The sequence below is a fragment of the Methylomagnum ishizawai genome (genome assembly GCF_900155475.1).
Taxonomy (GTDB): Bacteria; Pseudomonadota; Gammaproteobacteria; order Methylococcales; family Methylococcaceae; genus Methylomagnum; species Methylomagnum ishizawai_A.
Genome location: NZ_FXAM01000001.1, coordinates 2,404,097 through 2,419,792 on the forward strand (window position 1 = coordinate 2,404,097; position 15,696 = coordinate 2,419,792).

Here is a 15,696-nt window from a genome sequence, read left to right on the forward strand (position 1 = left end):
GGGCGATGCGCGAACCCTGGGTGACGGGGAACGGGGCCGGGTTCCCGGCGCTTATTTTTCCAGCAAATCGCGCTTGCCGGGCTTGCCCTTCCAGGCGTCGGCATCGGCGGTGGCGGGCTTGACCTCGGTGATGCTGGGCCAAACCTTGGCCAGGTCGGCGTTCAGCTTGATGAAGTCTTTCTGGTCGGCGGGTACTTCGTCTTCGGAGTAGATCGCGTTGGCCGGGCATTCGGGTTCGCACAGGGTGCAATCGATGCATTCGTCCGGGTCGATCACCAGGAAATTCGGTCCTTCGTGGAAGCAATCGACCGGGCACACGTCGACGCAATCGGTATATTTGCACTTGATGCAGTTTTCGGTAACTACGAAACTCATTTCAGGGTCCTATCTGCTGTTTTAATCGCGGGCATAAGGCGCGAACCGCGCGCCATTTTACATGTAGCCCGGTCATTTCCCAAACCCGGCAAGCAAGGGAGAATCCCGTTCAGCGGGGGGCCCGGCCCGGTAGCAACAGGTCCAGGGTTTCCAGGAAACGGCTGTTGGCTTCCGCCAGGACCGGCTCGATCACACCCTCGCCCAGCCCCGTGATTTCCCAGGCCAGGGGGGAGATGCGGGATTCGCAACGGGGGAGGTTGCGGCCCGGTTCCAGCCGGTTGGCGATGGCGTTGGCGAGATGGACGATGGCGATGTCCAGGGCGTGCGGGGATTCCGCCAGGGGTTCGTGATGGTGGAGGGCGACCGCCTGTAGGCTTTCCGGCAGCCCCCAAGCCTTGAGCAATTCCGCGCCCACCTCGGCATGGGTGTAGCCGAACACCCGCCGTTCGGCCCGGTATGCGCCATCGTCGGCGGGTTCGGCCAGGACTAGGGCCTGGGCGGAGGCGGCGGGCTGGAACCGGTATAGCACCAGCTGGCCGATATCGTGGAGGATGCCCGCCACCGCCATGCGCTCGCTGTGCAGGACGTGGCAGCGCCGGGCCAGTTGTTGGGCGGCCAGGGCGCAATAGATGCTATGGTGCCAGAAAGTGGATAAATCCACCGCTTGCGGCGGCAGTTTGCCGAAGGTCCGCACGATGGTCGTGGCCAGCACGATATCCCGCAGGATGTGCCCGCCCAACAGGCCCACCGCCTGGGAAACCCGGTCCACCCGCCGTCCCAGGCCGTACAAGGGGCTATTCACCGCCTTGAGCAGGCGCGCGGTGAGGCCGCTGTCGCTTTCGATCAGCCGCGCCAGCGTCGCCGAATTGTGCCGGGGGTCGTCGATCAATTCCTGCACGCGGTAATAGACTTCCGGCAGCGAGACCACCCGGTGGGCGCCCTGGACCAGTTCGGCCAGTTCGGGAGCCTGGGAAGGAGCCGGGGGATCGGCCTGGATGCGCGAGGACGGGGAGTGGTTCATGGGGTTCAGGGCAGTTTGGCCGGCGTGGTGAAGACCCAATCGGCGTCCTTGGCCGCGCCATGGCAGCCCAGGCATTCTTGGGCGAATTGGGCGTCCTGCCCATAGGGGGTGAATTTGTCCCCGAGCCAGCGGGCGAAGCCCCAGCCCCCGGTCGCCGCGTATTTGGCGGCGTCCTTCACCATCAGATCGGTATGCACATATTCGCCGGGCACCACGGCGGTGGCGAATTTATCGTGGCTTTTCTGTTTCCAGGCGACCTTGGCGAGCATGGCCCCGTCCGGCCAGGGATGGGTTTGCCCGGAACGGGCGGCCTCGATGGCCTTGTCGTTGCCCAAGATGGCCCGCAGGGTGCCGTTCTCGGTGCGCTGGGACACGCCCAGCAAGCGCCAGTTCTGGTAATCCTTGGGCAGGGTGATGCCGTTCGGGGCCGGGGGCGCGGCGGCGGGGTCGGCGTGGCACGGGAAGGTATTGAGCGCTAGGGCCAGGACAAAAAAGGATCGCTTCATGATGGGGTTCCTCTGGGGCTGGGGCATATCAAGTTTAGAGTGGTTTTGCGGGAATCGGCGGCGCCGCGTGTTGTTTTGGCCGCTCCCACGGCGGGGGATTATTGCGTAATCCCGCCGCCTGGGGGAGGCTGTGGGGGATTTCGCGGCTGTCAAGGGAACTAATTCCGCCGGGGCCGTGAAATGGTGGGGTCGGTGGGGTTGGCGGAATGCCTTTAAAGTCGGGCGATTGTCGGCTAGGGCGGTGGGCGGCGGCTTTCGCGGCCCTGACATAAACTGTAATATCGGTCCGGCGATAGCCGTGGTCTCGGGTGGGTGCCCGGCGGCGGCCATTCCAAGGGGGAACCCTCGATGACAGAATCAGTATCCAATTTCGGAAGTCCCCGGCGGGTTCGATATCAAATCGAACTTCCCGAGGCCAAGACCAAGGCGCTCGCCGCTTGGCTGGATGAATTGCCGTTGGCGAACCTGTTCCATTGCTTCGATGCCGTGGAGGCGGTGCTGGAATATTTCAACGGCGAAACCGCCATTCCCGGCGCGGCCCGCCTGGAAATGGCCGAACTGTTGAATCCCAAGGTGGCCCTGTTGGTCGGGCAATGCGAGGGGCATTTCATGGACGCCGCCCTGCCTTATCATCCCAAGGCCGAATTCTATGCCGGGGTGGCTTTCCGCCTGCAATATGGTTTGGGGATGGCCTACGCCCTGGCCGCGGCCGATCTCAAGCCGGCCCAAGGTTGGTTCGGCCACGGTGGCCAGCAAACCTTGAAAGCGGTACACCGGGCTTTGCAGCACCTGGGCTTGGCGCAATTGCGGGTGGCCCAGCAATACCTGAGCCTGCCGATGGATTATTGGGGGACTTGGTTCCGCCTCTACCGCCACGCCGAAGCCCACAAGCTTTTGCTAAGCCGTTTCGATTCCCCTGGCGAGCCCGACGCCTGCAAAACCCCGCTCGGACTTTTCAAGCGCGGCCTGTTGTTCTATCTGGCCGGCACCCGCCACCTGCGCCAACGCGACATGGCCCGCATCTACGACTTGCTGGGCCAATGGGCCGACCATGCCGAATGGAGGCCGGAAGCTTCCCAGGGTTGGCATTCCGCCGAATTCATGGTCTATCTCGACGGCGATTGCCCGCCCTCGCGCAGCCTGCCGGGCGGTGCCCCGCAACTGCGCGGTATCTATTTCCTCTATACCCTGGGCTTGGCCCGGGTGATGGCGGAACTGGCCGAGGAGGCCGGAACCGGCCTGTCCGGGGACCGGCATCCCATCGACGAGTCTGTGCTATCGAGCGTGGCCCGCAACCTGGAAGGCATTCAGAAGCGCAGGGCGGACCGCAAGGTGCGTGATCGCGCCTGCCATTGCGTCGTGGGTCTGAACAAACTGATCGCCGCGCTTGCCCCGTCCGGCTCCGACGCCGCGGAAGCCGCCATCCCAGTCGAATCGGACCCATCCGCCAAGCTGGCCCGGCGGCTCGGTTTGATCCTGGGGCGGGATTTGGATAACGAGGATGCCGACCTGCGTAGCGAAATCACCCTGCCCAGGCTGATGCGCAAGGGAGGGCTGAGCCGGGACGAGATTTGGACGGCACGGCGGGAGGAAGAACCCGAAACCGCCGGGGACCGGGCCAGGGTCGAGGGCCGGATCGCCAATGTCGGGGTGAACGATTACTGCATCGTATGGCCCCTGGACCAGGTGGCTGAGATCAAGGTCGGCGAGGTGATCGGCGTGAGCGAACCCGGCCAGCCTTTGTTCATCGGTGTGATCCGCTGGTTGCATTGTGGCGAGGGCCGGGTGCGCTTCGGCGTGGAACGGCTGACCCTGTGCGCCGAGGTGGTCGAATTGCTGGACCAGGATATGCAACCGATGGCCAGGGGCTTGTTGTTGCCGCCCGAACCGGGATTCCGGGGCGAACCGGAATTGTTGGCCCTCCCTGGGAAAACCCACCCCGGCGGCATGGTGCGCCAAAGGACCGGGGAGGGGAGCCGCTTGTTCCGTGCCTATACCTTGCTCAAGAACGCGGCCTCGTTCAGCCGGTTCGCCATGATCGCCCTGCAATGAATGGCCTCAGCGCCGGAACCACAGGTTGGCGAGCAGCGTCAACGCCGCGCTGACCACGATCATGCTGGTGATGGGGACGAAGATGACGCGCTTGCCGTCCTGGATGTGGATATCGCCCGGCAGTTTCCCGAACTAGCCCAGCAAGCCCGGCGCATAGGACAGCGCCAACCCGGCCAAGACCAGGGCCAGACCCAGCCCGATCAAGCCTTTTCCCCAATCCATTCTTCGGTCCTCCGTTTTCCGCGGCGGGCCGCCGGCCAGTGCGCCGCCAATAACAAAACCCAAGCCGCGAGTCCCAGGACGGGCCGCATATCGGTATCGACCGTGCGGCGGGCGGCGAATTCCGGTGCCCGCAGCAAGCGGCCCAGGTCCGCCGGGTCTTGCAGCCGGTGGTAGCGCAGCCCGGTGATGGCGGCCAGTTCCTGTAGGTGGGTCTCGTCCAGCCAGGACAGGAACAGTCCGGTCCTAGGCAAGGCCGGGACTTGTGCCTGGGCTTGGGTATAGGTGGCGGTCAGGACCGGCGGGGCTTCGATATCGGCGTTTTCCCAATAGCCGAGGAAGCGGTTGTCGCGGTCGTAGCGCGGCACCGCGGTGGGCTGGGTGCCGCCGGTGCCGACGATCACGCCCCGGACCGCGCCGGGCTGGCCCTGGAACAAGGCGCGGACGCTGGGCGGCGGGGTTTCCTGGCCGTCGGTGAAGAAGGCCAGCCGGATCGACGGATCGCGCTTGCCGATCTCGCGCAGCGCCGCGTACAGCCCTTGCTCGACGAAGGTGTTGGCCGACCAGGCCATGCGCCAATCGATATGGGCCAGCGCGTCGTCGATCACCGGGAAATGCCCGCACACCTCCAAAGGCTCGAACAGGAATTGCACATTCTGGGTGGTGAAGAGGCCCAGCCCCGCCTCCGAGCCGCAAGGCAGTTCGGCCAGTACCCGGCGGATCGCGGCCTTGGCGTATTCCAGGCGTTCCGGGGGCAGCCCCTCGGCGTGGTAGTCGCGGGTGTTCATGCTCTGGGTGATGTCCAGCACGAACCAATAGCGGTAGACCGGCCTAGGCAGGGCGAGCCGCGGCTGGAACAAAGTCCAGGCCAGCAAGCCCGCCGCCAGCCACAGGGCGAATTTGCGGCCATCGGCCCGGAACCGGCTGCTCATGGCCCGCCTCCCGGCAGGCTGGGCAGGGTGGCGTAGACGCTGCCCTTGGAGGCTTTGAAATCCGATTTGGGCTTTTCCTTGGGCGGCGGGGTGATGCGGTAGGCGTATTCCAGGTTGTAGCGGGCGTCCCAGTTTTCGGGGGAGAGCCGCAGGGCCGCCCTGAGGTTTTCTTTGGCGGCGGACACCAGGGTATTCACCCGCACATATTCCAGCACGCCGCGGGCGTTCCAGAGCCGGGCCGCGTCGCCCAGGTAGAGCGTCCCCAGGTTGTAATACACCCGCGCCTGGAAAGCCGCATCCCCGGTCTGGGTGAGCGTGCCATAGAGCCGGAGGGCTTCCTGGGTATCGCCGTGGCGGGCCAGGTCGTGGGCCTTGGCGAAGACCAAGGCCGGTGGCGTGGCGGGATCGACCTGGATGCGTCCGGGCGCGGCGATCAGCGCGTTATCGCGGTTTGCCCGCCATAGGTGCCAGCCTTCGTGGGCGGCTCCCGCCAGCGCCAAGGCCAGCGCGGCCCGGAGCGCGAGGTTCAGGCGTGCCATGTTTCGATCTCCAGGGTTTTGGCGGCGATGAGCAAGAGCAGCCAGGGCAGGGCCGCGCCATAGCACCAGCCGGATAAATCCTGCCGTGGTAGTTTTTCGCGGTAGCGCAGGGGCAGGTTTTCCAAGCGTTCCACCTCGGCGATGGCGGCCCGCATCGCCGCCGGGTTGTCGGCCTCGAAAGCCCGGTAGGGAATCCCCAGGCTTTGGAAATATTGGTCGAGGAAATATTCCGGGGTGGTGCTTTCGTTGGGGTTGGCGGGTTTGTCGGCCAGCCGTCCGCTGTTGGGATTGCGTAGGTAAATCCAATACAGGCCGGTCCGGGTCTCCTGGAAGCTTTGGCGCAGGCGGTCGCGGGTTTCCTCGTCGATGCGGGCCGCGCCGTCGGAAACCAGTAACACGATGCGCGAGCCGGTCGGGGGGCGTCCTGCGAAAAAATCCAGCGCCATCGCCAGCCCCGGCGCGATGTGGGTGATGCCGTGGCCGCGCCCGCCCGCCGCCGCGATGGCGGCTTCGACCGCCGCCCGGTCCTCGGTCAGTGGCAGCACATAGACCGGGGCCGCCGCGAAATCCACCATGGCGAACAAATCATGCTCGCGCCGGGCCACGAACTCGCCCAGGAGTTGGCGGGCCACGGCGCTTTTGGATTCGCTGGTCTTGGCCCCCAGATATTTGCCGGTGAAGTTCTCGTTCATGCTGCTGCTGCGGTCGAGCAACAGCACGATGTGGGCGCCGGTGCCGGTTTTTTCCACCCATTGCTCGCGCAGATAAGGACCGGCCAGGGCCAGGGCCAGGCACAGCGCCGCCGCCGAACCCGCGCATTTGAGCAGCCGGTCCAGCCCGGTGGAGACGGGATCGTCTGGCACCAGGGCCAGGGCGGAATAGAGCAGGGCCGGGGGACGCGCCAGCCAAGGCAGGATCGCCCCGAGTCCTAGCAGCAAGGCCCAGGGTTCGGCGAGTTCCAGGTTCAAGCCTGCCTCCGTTCGGCCTGGGCGCAGCGGCGGCAGAGTGCTTGCAGCCGGGTGGCGGGATAATCGGGCGGGAGGGGAGCGTCGGGCGCGGCGAAGAACACGCGCCGCGACAGCCTGAAGAATCCGGCCAATTCTTCCCGCAATTCGGCGAAGGCGGGATGCGCCGCGCAGAAGCCGCCGAGTTGCTCGGCGAACAGGCTGTGGCCCGCGGTTTCGTTCAAAGCTTGGTGTAGGCGCTGGACCGCCGCGCGGTAGCTTTCCGGCGTGGCACCGCGCCAGGTTTGCCGCCGTAATTCACGGTAGGCGCGGGCGAACGGGTGGGGTCTGGAACCATGCCGCCGCCAAGCCATGAGGCCGAACAGGGCCGCGCCGAGGCCGAGATAGCCCACGAGGCGCGTGGCGTGGGGTCGGGTCGGCAGCGCCACGGGGGGCTGTGCTTCCCGGGTCGTCACTTGTTCGTCGGCGAGGTCGGGCGCGATCAGCGGCGCGACGGTGAAGCGCCATTCGGGCAGGGTGGCGGTCAGCGGACCGGGTCCCTGGAAGCGTAAGGGCAGGGCGGGGACCGTCGCCGTTTCGATGGCGCGAACCCCTTTGAAAACTTGGTAGGCGACGCGGACTTGGTAAACCGAGGTATCGTCCCGTTGTTCCAGATGCCATTTGCTACCGCGCACTTCGAGGTATTCGTCCAGCGCCCCGGTTTGGGGCAGATATCCGGTTTCGAGCGCATAGCCCGCCGGGACCGAGACGGTGAAGGTTTGTTCGAGGATATCGCCCATGGCGTAGCCGAAATCGCGGGGGGGCTGGACTTGGAGACGCGGCGTGGCCGGGCCGGGACCGGCCAGGGCGGAGCCGGTGCAGAGCAGGAACCACACCGCGAAGGTGCGGGAGCGCGGGGCGATCATGGGCGTAGTCGCCGTTATTCGTCGTCGTCCCGGAAGCGGTAGGTGTTGTCGCCCACCCCATCCATGCGGTTGATCTGGAAGCCGATATGGCAGGTGCCTTCCGGTTGTGGGGTGATGCGTACCACCGTGACTAGACCTTCGACGCTTTGGTCCGGCAACTCGATCCTGAGGATTTGTTCAGGTTGCAAGCCGGGATTGTGGTCGAATTCGGCTTGCAGTCCCCGCAGGGACAAATCCAGCAGGGAGAATTTCCGCTCTTCGCCGGATGGTAGAATCAGGTATCCGGTCGATGTCAGCTTTTTCCGGTAAAAATGCCTCTGTTCGCTCATGTCGTGTCCTTGGAATCTAGTGGGATTGTGGCCGGGGAAACCGCGGCACAGTTTAACGTTCCATAGGGCCGGGGGTGAACGGGGCCGACGTTTTTCCAGCGGGACGTGCCCGAGCCGGCATCGATCCCCCTATCCGCGATGAAGTGGAGTTTTATGAAGAAAATCAATTATATGGCCGTCGCGGTGGTGTGCCTCGGCCTAGCCAGCGCCCCGGCCTGCCACGCGCAGCGCGAACCGGCCCCGGCCTATCGGGGCTATACCGGCACCATTGCCGAGAAGTTCGGGACCGGCGTCACCAATATGGGCTTGGGTTGGGTGGAAATCCCCAAGACCATGTATGTGTCCTCGATGCAGGACGGCGTGTTGTCGGGCCTGACCCTGGGCCTGTTCAAGGGCATGGCGAACACCTTCGGCAGGATGTTCCTGGGGATGGCGGATATGTTCACCTTCATGATCCCGACCAAGCCCATGGTTACGCCGGATGTGGTATGGCGCGATTTCGGCACGGAAACTTCGTATAGCAATAGCTGGGAGTTGTACAACACCCGCTAGGACATTTTCGGAACGGGTGTACGGTCCTCAGCGTAGGTGGGCATGTCCCCATGCCCACCCTACAGAAAATATGAAAACGCTTTGGCGAGGGGCCGTCACTGGCCGATCAACTCGAAGGCGTTGCCGTCGGGGTCGCGGCAGAACAGGGCGGGACGGCCCGAGCGGCTGAGGGTGTAGGGGATGCCCGCTTGTTCCAGGTCGGCTTTGAGGGCGTCGAGGTCGGCCACCCGCAGGGCGGTATGGCGGTCGCGCCCGCCGTGTTCGGGTTTTGCAAGGCCGAATTCGGGGCTGGGCAGGGCGAGCAGGTGGATTTGTTGGTCGCCGATGTCGTACCACGCGCCGTCGAAGTCGAAATTGGGGCGCTTGGGATTGGGGACCAGCCCCAGGATGCCCTCGTAGAAGGGGCGGGCCAGGGCCATATCGCTGACCATGATGGAGGCGTGGTGGAAGGCGGTGATTCGCATGGGAAGCTCCTGTGTCGGGTGGTTTTGTGCCGGATGATCGCAAAGGGGGATGGCGCGGCGGGCTTATGGTTATGCGGAATTTCTGCCCGGTCAACTTGAAAGACACGGGGTTTTCTATTTTGTTTTCAAATAAGCAGGGTTGGAAACCCGCCCTGCAAAATAGGTTATCCGGTTACAATGTAACTTTCGGTGATTTTCGCGCCGTCGATCTGGGCGCTTTCGATCTCATTATCCCGCTGAATTTAAGCGACCAAAGATATCTCAACGAAATGGCTGCGCACAAGCCGCTGGCCCGCCTGAGTCCTTCGGAATATTGCATGGGGCTTTGCAATGACAAAACCGCGCTTTATGTTTTTTTGCAAGGTTTGGGGCTTGGCGATGCGGTCCCCAAAATCGACCAGCAGTTGCCGCCACCTTATATACTGAAGCCGAAAATCGGGGAATGGGGGATTGGCACAAGCATTATCATGGACCCGAAAGATGAGCCGGGGAGTGCAGATAAGCTCAAGTCTGGCAAGTATTTCAAGCAGGAATACATCGCGGGCGGACGCGAATATGCGACCCATATTATCATGAAGGACAGGCGGATCGTTTTTTTCAAAACCATCGAATTTGAATTCGATACCGATGTTTATGTCAAGGGCATCGACAAGACCCCGGCCAAGGCGCGGTGGATCGATCATGGAAAATACCAAGGGATATTCGAGAAAATCCTAGGGGCGATGGATTATCAAGGGATTTGTTGCTTCGATTATAAAGTCGTGAACGACCGCCTTTATCTCTTCGAGATCAATCCACGCTATGGGGGCAGCCTGACGGGCTTCATAGAGGAAGCTTTGGCGGCCTATGCCCTGGCGGTTTATGGGGCGGGTTGATTCCGCGCGCCTACAAATCCCAGCCCATTTCATCCAGCAGCTTCATGAAATTGCGCTTGGCCTTGAACGCCGCCCGCCACCCGGCCAGCAGCCCCTGGAATTCATCCTCCCGGTCCAGGCGCTGTAGCAATTCCCCGACGATCCCGATCAACTCCACCGCCCGCTGGTAGGCTTCGTTCTTGCCCTGGGCGACCTGCGCCGGGATCATCGGCAGATAGAGCGCCAGGGCTTCCGCCGGGCGCGGTTCTTCGAGTTTTTCGGCCAGCCGCGTCTTGAGTCCCGGTTGGCAATAGCCCCGCTGCGCCGCTTCCCAACCCGCCTCGGGGTCTTCCTCCCACAGGGCGATTTCCACCCGCAACGACGTATCCGGGGTTTGGTTCTGGGTGGCCCAGCGCTTGGGATGTTGGGCCGCGCGTTCCACTTCGGCCAAGGCCCGTTCCCGTTGTTCGGGCCACCTGCCCAAGCGTTCCGCCAGGTCGCGCAGCTTTTGATAGGTGCGGAGGCTTGGGTCTTCGGCGAATTGCGCCCAGGCCAGTGCCAGCGCCTCGTCGTTCCGCCCGAGTTCCAGATACAACTCCGCCAGGAAATCCCGCAGCCGGGAGTCTGGGCGTTCGGGAAAGGCTTCCAGGCCGAGTTCGGCCCACTTCAAGGCTTGGTCCGGTTGCCGGGCCTCCTGGTAGATTTCGGCGATGTCCAGGAAACGATGGGCGGACGACAGGTCGTGGGCCTTGACGGCGACCAGGGCTTCGATATTGCCGGATTCCCGCGCCAGGTTTTCCATGATCGAGCTGATCCGGTAATTACGGCCAGGGTTTTCGCGCCAAGCGGCTTCGGCGAGTTCCCGGTAGCGCCGCGTCCCGGCTTCGCCCAGCGCTTCCCGGTAGTCGGGCAGGCTGTTGTGGAAGGCATTGCCTTCGCCGGTCGTGTCGTAGCGGAACAGCCGTTCCGCCAGGGCCACCGGGTCGGGCCGGGCCGACAAGCAGGCTTGGCGGTGGAGTTCGCCCAACCGGTCCAGGATATCGATGGCCTCGCCCTCGTCGTATTCGAGTTCGGGAATGGCCGCCTCCACCCGCTCGACGGCGTATTCGGCCACTTCGACCACGGCGGCGGGTTCGGTGTCCAACAGTTCTTCGAGGCTGTCGAGCAGGGAATCCCAGTCGTCCGGGTTGCAATAACGGGCGATTTGGTCGATTTCCCGGCGCAGGGCTTTGATCTGGTGCAGCGAGCCGCCGACCTTTTCCATGGCCAGCCGCAAGGTCCGGTAGGTGGTTTCGTCGCGTCCGGCGGCTTCGAGCAGCCAGTCCACCAGGGTTTCCACCGGTTGGAGCGGGAGGTATTCCCCAAGCCGCTTCCAGACGCCTTGCGGGGTGTCCGCCGGGGCCAGATGTTCCATGCCGCGCCGCCCGTCCAGGAAGGCCAGCCCGGCCGCGACGCAGTGCTTGCAGAAATTGCCTTCGGCGGCGTGGGGGCAGGTGCAGGCGTATTCGAATTCCTCGCCGTCGGTCCACAACTCGACCTCGTAGTCCTCGGAACCCGAAACTCGGGCGCTGACCCGGTGGCCGATGTCGCGCAGCCGGGTGACACTGCTGGCTTGGAAATAATCGAGGCCGCGTTGGAAAACCTTGGGGCCGGCGTATTCGGCTAGGGATTGGCGGGTGATCCAGTCGTCGAGGTCGGGCATGGGAGCGCTCGGTGATGGTGGGAGGGGGCGTAGTGTAATGGATACGCCGTTTTGTGCTAAGTCGCGGGTGGCGGGCGGCGGAATCCGGGGGAATTTCAAAATCCGGCGTGGATGCGCCATTGGCGGTGGGTGGAATCGGTTGAAAGCCTTGGGCTTGGAAATCCGCTGCTCGCCAACTTCATCCTGGCGCCGGCCCAAGACCAATGGCAGGACGCATCCGACTCCTGGCGTATATCCCGGTGGGGGCGAAACGGCGTTAAACCGCCCAATGCTACAACCCGCCGGGCCAGAGGATGTTGAGGAAGGAAACCCGCCCAACCGGAACCCGGTGGAATCCGTGACCCCCAAGCGACCGGGTCGTCACGGATTCCACCCCACTCCACCTGGGCGGAAGGGCAGCCTCAGCCGAACTCCAGCACCGACAGCAGCGCGTTCACCAGGATCGTCACATCGTCCCGGCTGCGGGCGTCGGCCTTCAGCACGGGCCAATATTCCCCGCGCTCGGCCAGGCATTGGTAATACTCCTCGATGCTGGGCGTGGCGGCTTCGTCGAGGTGGGTCACGCCGATCACGGCGGGCCGGTCCTTGAGGAAATCGGCGTTGAGGTTGAGGTAGTAGTCCAACTCATCCAAGGGCGTGGGATGGGCGTTGTTGATGAGGACGATCAGCCCCAACGCGCCCTTGGTCAGGATATGGCACATGAAATCGAAACGGCGCTGGCCCGGCGTCCCGTACAGGTTCAGCTTGATCCCGCCTTCCAGGGTCAGTTCGCCGTAGTCCATCGCCACCGTGGTGCTGCTCTTGCGGAACGCCACGTCGTCGCTGGGACGGGCCTCGGTCATGATCGGTGGCACCTCGCTGATGACCGAAATCGCCGTGGTCTTGCCCGCCCCCACGCTGCCGGTGAACACCAGCTTGATCTGCGGATTGCCCTTAGGAGGTTGGCTCATGCTGCGCGCCCGCCTTCATGGTCTCCAGGGCCTTGGATATCTTCCGGTAGATTTCGCGCTGGCCTTCCGCCACCGGCTTGGCCTTGATGCTCTCGGTCCCGCCGGTCTCGATCAGGCCCAGCGCCGCGCAGGCGTTGTGGAATTCCGCCACCCGCCCCAGCGAGATGCCGGTGTATTCGGAAATCTTCGCCACCGAGGCGGTATTGGCCGACATGAACGCCGCCAGCGCGAAAAACCGCCGGTCCAGTTCCAGGCAGTGGGCCTCCGGCCAGCGGGTCAGGCGCACGGTGTCGCCCAGGGAGCTACCCGCCACCAACCGTCCGCGCGAGGTGTCCAGCGTGGCCCGGAATAGCAGTTGCGTCAGCGGATAGGCCGGCGGCGCGGCCACTTGCACTTCTTTCTTGCGGCGTACCCACATCCGCCCGATCTGCACCAGTTCTTCCTCCTCCCCGGCCTGGGTGCCGAGGCCGTCGGCGATGCCGATGTCCATTTCCGCCAGCGAGGCCGTGGCATAGGCCGCGACCGTGGCGGCGTCGCCCTGGGTGTAGTACTTGCCTTCGGCGGGGGCCAGGAACAAAGGGGCGCGGCCCGGCAGTTCGCAGCGCCGCATCTGCCGGTCGACCAGCGCCCGCTGGATCGCGCCGGCCAGGTATTCACCAGGGTCGAAGGCGTTGCCGCGCTCGATCAGGCCCAGGGCGGCGCAGGCGTTGTGGAAGTCGAACACCTTGGCCAGCGGGATGCCGGTGGCCTCGGCCACGGTCAGGAGGTCGCCGCTCTCCTCCATCATGAATACCGCCAGGGTCATGTCGTGTTCGGAGTGGGGCAGGATCGAAAAATCCGGGCAGCGCTTGAGCCGCACCAGATCGTCGGCCCGGCAGCCGTGCAGCAATTGCCCGTGCGAGGCGCTGAGGCTGGCGTACCACAGGAGTTCTTGCAGGGGACGGGCGGGCAGGCTGGGGGCGGCGGTTTCGGCTTTGGGTTTGCGCATCCAGAGCCGGCCCGCCTGCACCGCTTCCTTGCCGCCGTCGGGCCGCCAGTCCGGCACCGGTTCCACCATTAGGTCGAAAGGCGCGGCCAGGCAGAGTTCACGCAGCGCCTGGACGTTGGGGGCTGTCGTGTAGTAGGCCTTGTCGGTGGGCACGATATAGACCTCGGGGCAGGCCGGCATCGAACAACGCCGGGGGATGCCGTCCGAAAGGGCTTTCTGGATCAGTCCAAGGAAGTGGAACGAGGGGTTGAATTGGCCTTCTGTCGCTAGTGGCATGATCGTTCACCGGGGAAGTGGGGCAAGCGGAGCGGGGCGGCGTGGTCGCGGGGGCGTCCCGCATGTTCCAGGTGGCCAGCAGGTTATGTGCCAAACCTCCCGTGGGTTCGCCGCGTCGGGTGTAGCCGAAATTAACCGGGGCTTGTGACGCCGCCATGGCCTGGGTCCGTTGGGGCTATGGCCCTATGCGGCGTATGGATATGCACCATTATTGAGCTTGGCCGTGAACTTGGTTGGTTCGTGGTGCGCGTCGGTATCGCCTAAACAAGGCCGGTGTCGGCGGGAGGCGTGGCGCGGTGGGGCCGGGGGTCTGGGGCGGGTTTCGTTCCGCCACCACCACTCCCACGCGGGTTGTCCCGTATGTTTGGCATTTTTAATGCTAGGACGCATTCCGCTCATTGCAATACACCGGCCTGGGGGGCGGGGACCACGCATCCCGTCGGCCGGGGCCGGATACAGCGGCCCATCGCCATGTGCCGCCGCCTGCGGACGGCGGTGGAACGGCCAAGGCCCGATCCGCCCATTTGGGAAGGGACGGATCGCGATTTGGCTGGATGGGGTGATTTTTGACGAAAACAATCTTTCAGAAACAACCGTTTAGGGGAGTCCATGATTAAACCATCGACCTCGCTCGCTTTATTGCTCCTGTCCGGCGGCGCGATGGCCGCCGAACCCGTGGCCAGCAAGCCCGACACCGCTTGGCTGCTGGTCGCCACCGTGTTGGTGATCCTGATGACCGTGCCGGGGCTGGCCTTGTTCTATGGCGGCATGGTCCGCGCCAAGAACGTGCTGTCGGTCCTGATGCAGGTGTTCGTGGTCTTTTGCCTGGTCGCGCTGCTGTGGGCCGTCTATGGCTATAGCCTCGCCTTCACCGAGGGCAATGCCATCATCGGCGGCTTCGGCAAGAGCTTCCTGGGGGGCATCACGGTGGATTCGGTCGCGGCCACCTTCAGCAAGGGCGTATATGTGCCGGAATATGTGTACGCGATGTTCCAGCTTACTTTCGCCGCCATCACCCCGGCCTTGATCGTGGGCGCTTTCGCCGAGCGCATGAAATTTTCGGCAGTGCTGTTGTTCATCTTCCTGTGGTTCACCTTCTCCTATCTGCCCATCGCCCATATGGTGTGGTACTGGGCCGGTCCCGACGCCTATACCGACGCCCAGGCCGCCGAGGCTGCGGCCGCCACCGCCGGGTTCATCTTCCAGAAGGGGGCGCTGGATTTCGCGGGCGGGACGGTGGTGCATGTCAACGCCGGGGTGGCCGGTTTGGTGGGCAGCCTGCTGGTCGGCCAGCGTATCGGTTTCGGGCGCGAACCCATGGCCCCGCACAATATGCCGATGACCATGACCGGCGCCTGCCTGTTGTGGGTGGGCTGGTTCGGTTTCAACGTGGGTTCCAACCTGGAGGCCAACGGCGCGGCGGGGCTGGTGTTCGCCAACACCTTGCTGGCCACGGCGGCGGCGACCCTGGCCTGGATGTCCGCCGAATGGCTGGCGCGGGGGATGCCTTCCGTGCTGGGCGCGGCTTCCGGGGCGGTGGCGGGCTTGGTGGCGGTGACTCCGGCCTGTGGCTGGGCCGGTCCCATGGGGGCGATCCTGTTGGGGCTGGTGGCAGGGGCGGGCTGTTTCTGGGCCGTCACCGGCTTGAAGGGCCATTTCGGCTACGACGATTCGCTGGACGTGTTTGGCGTGCATGGCGTCGGCGGCATCATCGGTTCCCTGGGGACCGCTTTCGTGGCCGCCCCGGCCTTGGGCGGCACCGGGGTCTATGATTACGTCGCCAATGGGTTCGGCGAGTATAGCCTGGGTTCGCAATTGCTCAGCCAGGTTTGGGGGACCGGGGTAGCCTTGGTTTGGTCCGGCGTGGTGGCCTTTCTGGCTTTCAAGCTGGTGGATATGACCCTGGGCCTACGCGTTGCCGCCGATGCGGAACGGGAGGGTCTGGATTTGTCCGAACATGGCGAAATGGCCTATCACGATTAAAATCCGGGGGCCATCGCCATGGCGGCCCCCGCTGCGGTTGGCCTTCCTATTGGGTACAACCGGGCGGCGGGCCTGTGACACAGG

At 64.3% G+C, this 15,696-nt stretch carries 17 protein-coding genes; 4 read left to right on the forward strand and 13 right to left on the reverse strand.

What is annotated here, in order from left to right; all coding sequences use genetic code 11:
• Positions 1–51: 51 nt before the first annotated feature.
• The 3 genes from fdxA to B9N93_RS10655 all read right to left on the reverse strand — a co-directional run bounded on the left by fdxA (position 52) and on the right by B9N93_RS10655 (position 1,902).
• Positions 52–375 carry a ferredoxin FdxA gene (fdxA, locus tag B9N93_RS10645; protein WP_085213444.1) on the reverse strand — a complete coding sequence of 108 codons (324 nt, stop codon included), beginning with the start codon at positions 373–375 and terminating at the stop codon, positions 52–54.
• A gap of 109 nt (positions 376–484) precedes the next feature.
• Entirely contained in the window at positions 485–1,396 is a 912-nt protein-coding gene (locus B9N93_RS10650; protein WP_176225223.1) for an HDOD domain-containing protein, read from the reverse strand.
• 5 nt (positions 1,397–1,401) lie between these two features.
• Positions 1,402–1,902, reverse strand: a complete 501-nt coding sequence (locus B9N93_RS10655; protein ID WP_085213449.1) for a cytochrome P460 family protein — start codon at positions 1,900–1,902, stop codon at positions 1,402–1,404.
• A 348-nt stretch (positions 1,903–2,250) separates the two neighbouring features.
• Between B9N93_RS10655 and B9N93_RS10660 the strand changes: the two genes are divergently transcribed.
• Positions 2,251–3,954 (forward strand): hypothetical protein, encoded by a 1,704-nt coding sequence (locus B9N93_RS10660; protein WP_085213451.1) that lies wholly within the window; start codon positions 2,251–2,253, stop codon positions 3,952–3,954.
• A gap of 6 nt (positions 3,955–3,960) precedes the next feature.
• Here B9N93_RS10660 and B9N93_RS26850 read toward each other — a convergent pair whose 3' ends face one another.
• From B9N93_RS26850 to B9N93_RS10690, 6 genes are all read right to left on the reverse strand, one after another.
• A complete protein-coding gene (locus B9N93_RS26850) occupies positions 3,961–4,077 on the reverse strand; it encodes a DUF2905 domain-containing protein (protein ID WP_368655826.1) in 117 nt (38 codons plus the stop codon).
• Positions 4,078–4,154: 77 nt separating this feature from the next.
• A complete protein-coding gene (locus B9N93_RS10670) occupies positions 4,155–5,105 on the reverse strand; it encodes a vWA domain-containing protein (RefSeq protein ID WP_085213453.1) in 951 nt (316 codons plus the stop codon).
• A complete protein-coding gene (locus B9N93_RS10675; protein WP_085213455.1) occupies positions 5,102–5,644 on the reverse strand; it encodes an MxaK protein in 543 nt (180 codons plus the stop codon). Before B9N93_RS10675 ends, B9N93_RS10670 begins: the two co-directional genes overlap by 4 nt.
• On the reverse strand, positions 5,632–6,612 hold the full coding sequence (locus B9N93_RS10680; protein WP_085213457.1) for a vWA domain-containing protein: 981 nt from the start codon (positions 6,610–6,612) through the stop codon (positions 5,632–5,634). The genes B9N93_RS10675 and B9N93_RS10680 overlap by 13 nt, the downstream gene beginning before the upstream one ends.
• Positions 6,609–7,514 carry a hypothetical protein gene (locus tag B9N93_RS10685; RefSeq protein ID WP_085213459.1) on the reverse strand — a complete coding sequence of 302 codons (906 nt, stop codon included), beginning with the start codon at positions 7,512–7,514 and terminating at the stop codon, positions 6,609–6,611. The genes B9N93_RS10680 and B9N93_RS10685 overlap by 4 nt, the downstream gene beginning before the upstream one ends.
• A 14-nt stretch (positions 7,515–7,528) precedes the next feature.
• A complete protein-coding gene (locus tag B9N93_RS10690) occupies positions 7,529–7,843 on the reverse strand; it encodes a PilZ domain-containing protein (protein WP_085213461.1) in 315 nt (104 codons plus the stop codon).
• Positions 7,844–7,996: 153 nt separating this feature from the next.
• Here B9N93_RS10690 and B9N93_RS10695 point away from each other — a divergent pair, with 153 nt between their 5' ends.
• Complete coding sequence (locus B9N93_RS10695) at positions 7,997–8,395, forward strand: exosortase system-associated protein, TIGR04073 family (RefSeq protein ID WP_176225224.1); 399 nt, start codon at positions 7,997–7,999, stop codon at positions 8,393–8,395.
• A 95-nt stretch (positions 8,396–8,490) separates the two neighbouring features.
• Here B9N93_RS10695 and B9N93_RS10700 read toward each other — a convergent pair whose 3' ends face one another.
• Positions 8,491–8,859 (reverse strand): VOC family protein, encoded by a 369-nt coding sequence (locus B9N93_RS10700; RefSeq protein ID WP_085213466.1) that lies wholly within the window; start codon positions 8,857–8,859, stop codon positions 8,491–8,493.
• Between the two features lie 11 nt (positions 8,860–8,870).
• Between B9N93_RS10700 and B9N93_RS10705 the strand changes: the two genes are divergently transcribed.
• Positions 8,871–9,734, forward strand: coding sequence for an ATP-grasp domain-containing protein (locus tag B9N93_RS10705; RefSeq protein ID WP_125468935.1), 864 nt, complete (start codon positions 8,871–8,873; stop codon positions 9,732–9,734).
• Between the two features lie 10 nt (positions 9,735–9,744).
• Here B9N93_RS10705 and B9N93_RS10710 read toward each other — a convergent pair whose 3' ends face one another.
• The 3 genes from B9N93_RS10710 to B9N93_RS10720 form a co-directional block, all read right to left on the reverse strand.
• Positions 9,745–11,415: an SWIM zinc finger family protein gene (locus B9N93_RS10710; protein ID WP_085213471.1), complete on the reverse strand. Its 1,671-nt coding sequence runs from the start codon at positions 11,413–11,415 to the stop codon at positions 9,745–9,747.
• Between the two features lie 401 nt (positions 11,416–11,816).
• On the reverse strand, positions 11,817–12,365 hold the full coding sequence (locus B9N93_RS10715; RefSeq protein ID WP_085213473.1) for a GTP-binding protein: 549 nt from the start codon (positions 12,363–12,365) through the stop codon (positions 11,817–11,819).
• Positions 12,349–13,629 (reverse strand): hypothetical protein, encoded by a 1,281-nt coding sequence (locus tag B9N93_RS10720; protein WP_125468936.1) that lies wholly within the window; start codon positions 13,627–13,629, stop codon positions 12,349–12,351. Before B9N93_RS10720 ends, B9N93_RS10715 begins: the two co-directional genes overlap by 17 nt.
• A gap of 609 nt (positions 13,630–14,238) precedes the next feature.
• Between B9N93_RS10720 and B9N93_RS10725 the strand changes: the two genes are divergently transcribed.
• Positions 14,239–15,612, forward strand: a complete 1,374-nt coding sequence (locus B9N93_RS10725; RefSeq protein ID WP_085213477.1) for an ammonium transporter — start codon at positions 14,239–14,241, stop codon at positions 15,610–15,612.
• Positions 15,613–15,696 lie beyond the last annotated feature (84 nt).

Bases quoted from the DNA above. Each gene is read 5' to 3' on its own strand.
- B9N93_RS10655 (WP_085213449.1), bottom strand. From the start codon at position 1,902: ATGAAGCGATCCTTTTTTGTCCTGGCCCTAGCGCTCAATACCTTCCCG.
- B9N93_RS10675 (WP_085213455.1), bottom strand. From the start codon at position 5,644: ATGGCACGCCTGAACCTCGCGCTCCGGGCCGCGCTGGCCTTGGCGCTG.
- B9N93_RS10700 (WP_085213466.1), bottom strand. From the start codon at position 8,859: ATGCGAATCACCGCCTTCCACCACGCCTCCATCATGGTCAGCGATATG.
- B9N93_RS10695 (WP_176225224.1), top strand. From the start codon at position 7,997: ATGAAGAAAATCAATTATATGGCCGTCGCGGTGGTGTGCCTCGGCCTA.
- B9N93_RS10690 (WP_085213461.1), bottom strand. From the start codon at position 7,843: ATGAGCGAACAGAGGCATTTTTACCGGAAAAAGCTGACATCGACCGGA.
- B9N93_RS10725 (WP_085213477.1), top strand. From the start codon at position 14,239: ATGATTAAACCATCGACCTCGCTCGCTTTATTGCTCCTGTCCGGCGGC.
- B9N93_RS10650 (WP_176225223.1), bottom strand. From the start codon at position 1,396: ATGAACCACTCCCCGTCCTCGCGCATCCAGGCCGATCCCCCGGCTCCT.
- fdxA (WP_085213444.1), bottom strand. From the start codon at position 375: ATGAGTTTCGTAGTTACCGAAAACTGCATCAAGTGCAAATATACCGAT.
- B9N93_RS10715 (WP_085213473.1), bottom strand. From the start codon at position 12,365: ATGAGCCAACCTCCTAAGGGCAATCCGCAGATCAAGCTGGTGTTCACC.
- B9N93_RS10720 (WP_125468936.1), bottom strand. From the start codon at position 13,629: ATGCCACTAGCGACAGAAGGCCAATTCAACCCCTCGTTCCACTTCCTT.
- B9N93_RS10685 (WP_085213459.1), bottom strand. From the start codon at position 7,514: ATGATCGCCCCGCGCTCCCGCACCTTCGCGGTGTGGTTCCTGCTCTGC.
- B9N93_RS10670 (WP_085213453.1), bottom strand. From the start codon at position 5,105: ATGAGCAGCCGGTTCCGGGCCGATGGCCGCAAATTCGCCCTGTGGCTG.
- B9N93_RS10710 (WP_085213471.1), bottom strand. From the start codon at position 11,415: ATGCCCGACCTCGACGACTGGATCACCCGCCAATCCCTAGCCGAATAC.
- B9N93_RS10660 (WP_085213451.1), top strand. From the start codon at position 2,251: ATGACAGAATCAGTATCCAATTTCGGAAGTCCCCGGCGGGTTCGATAT.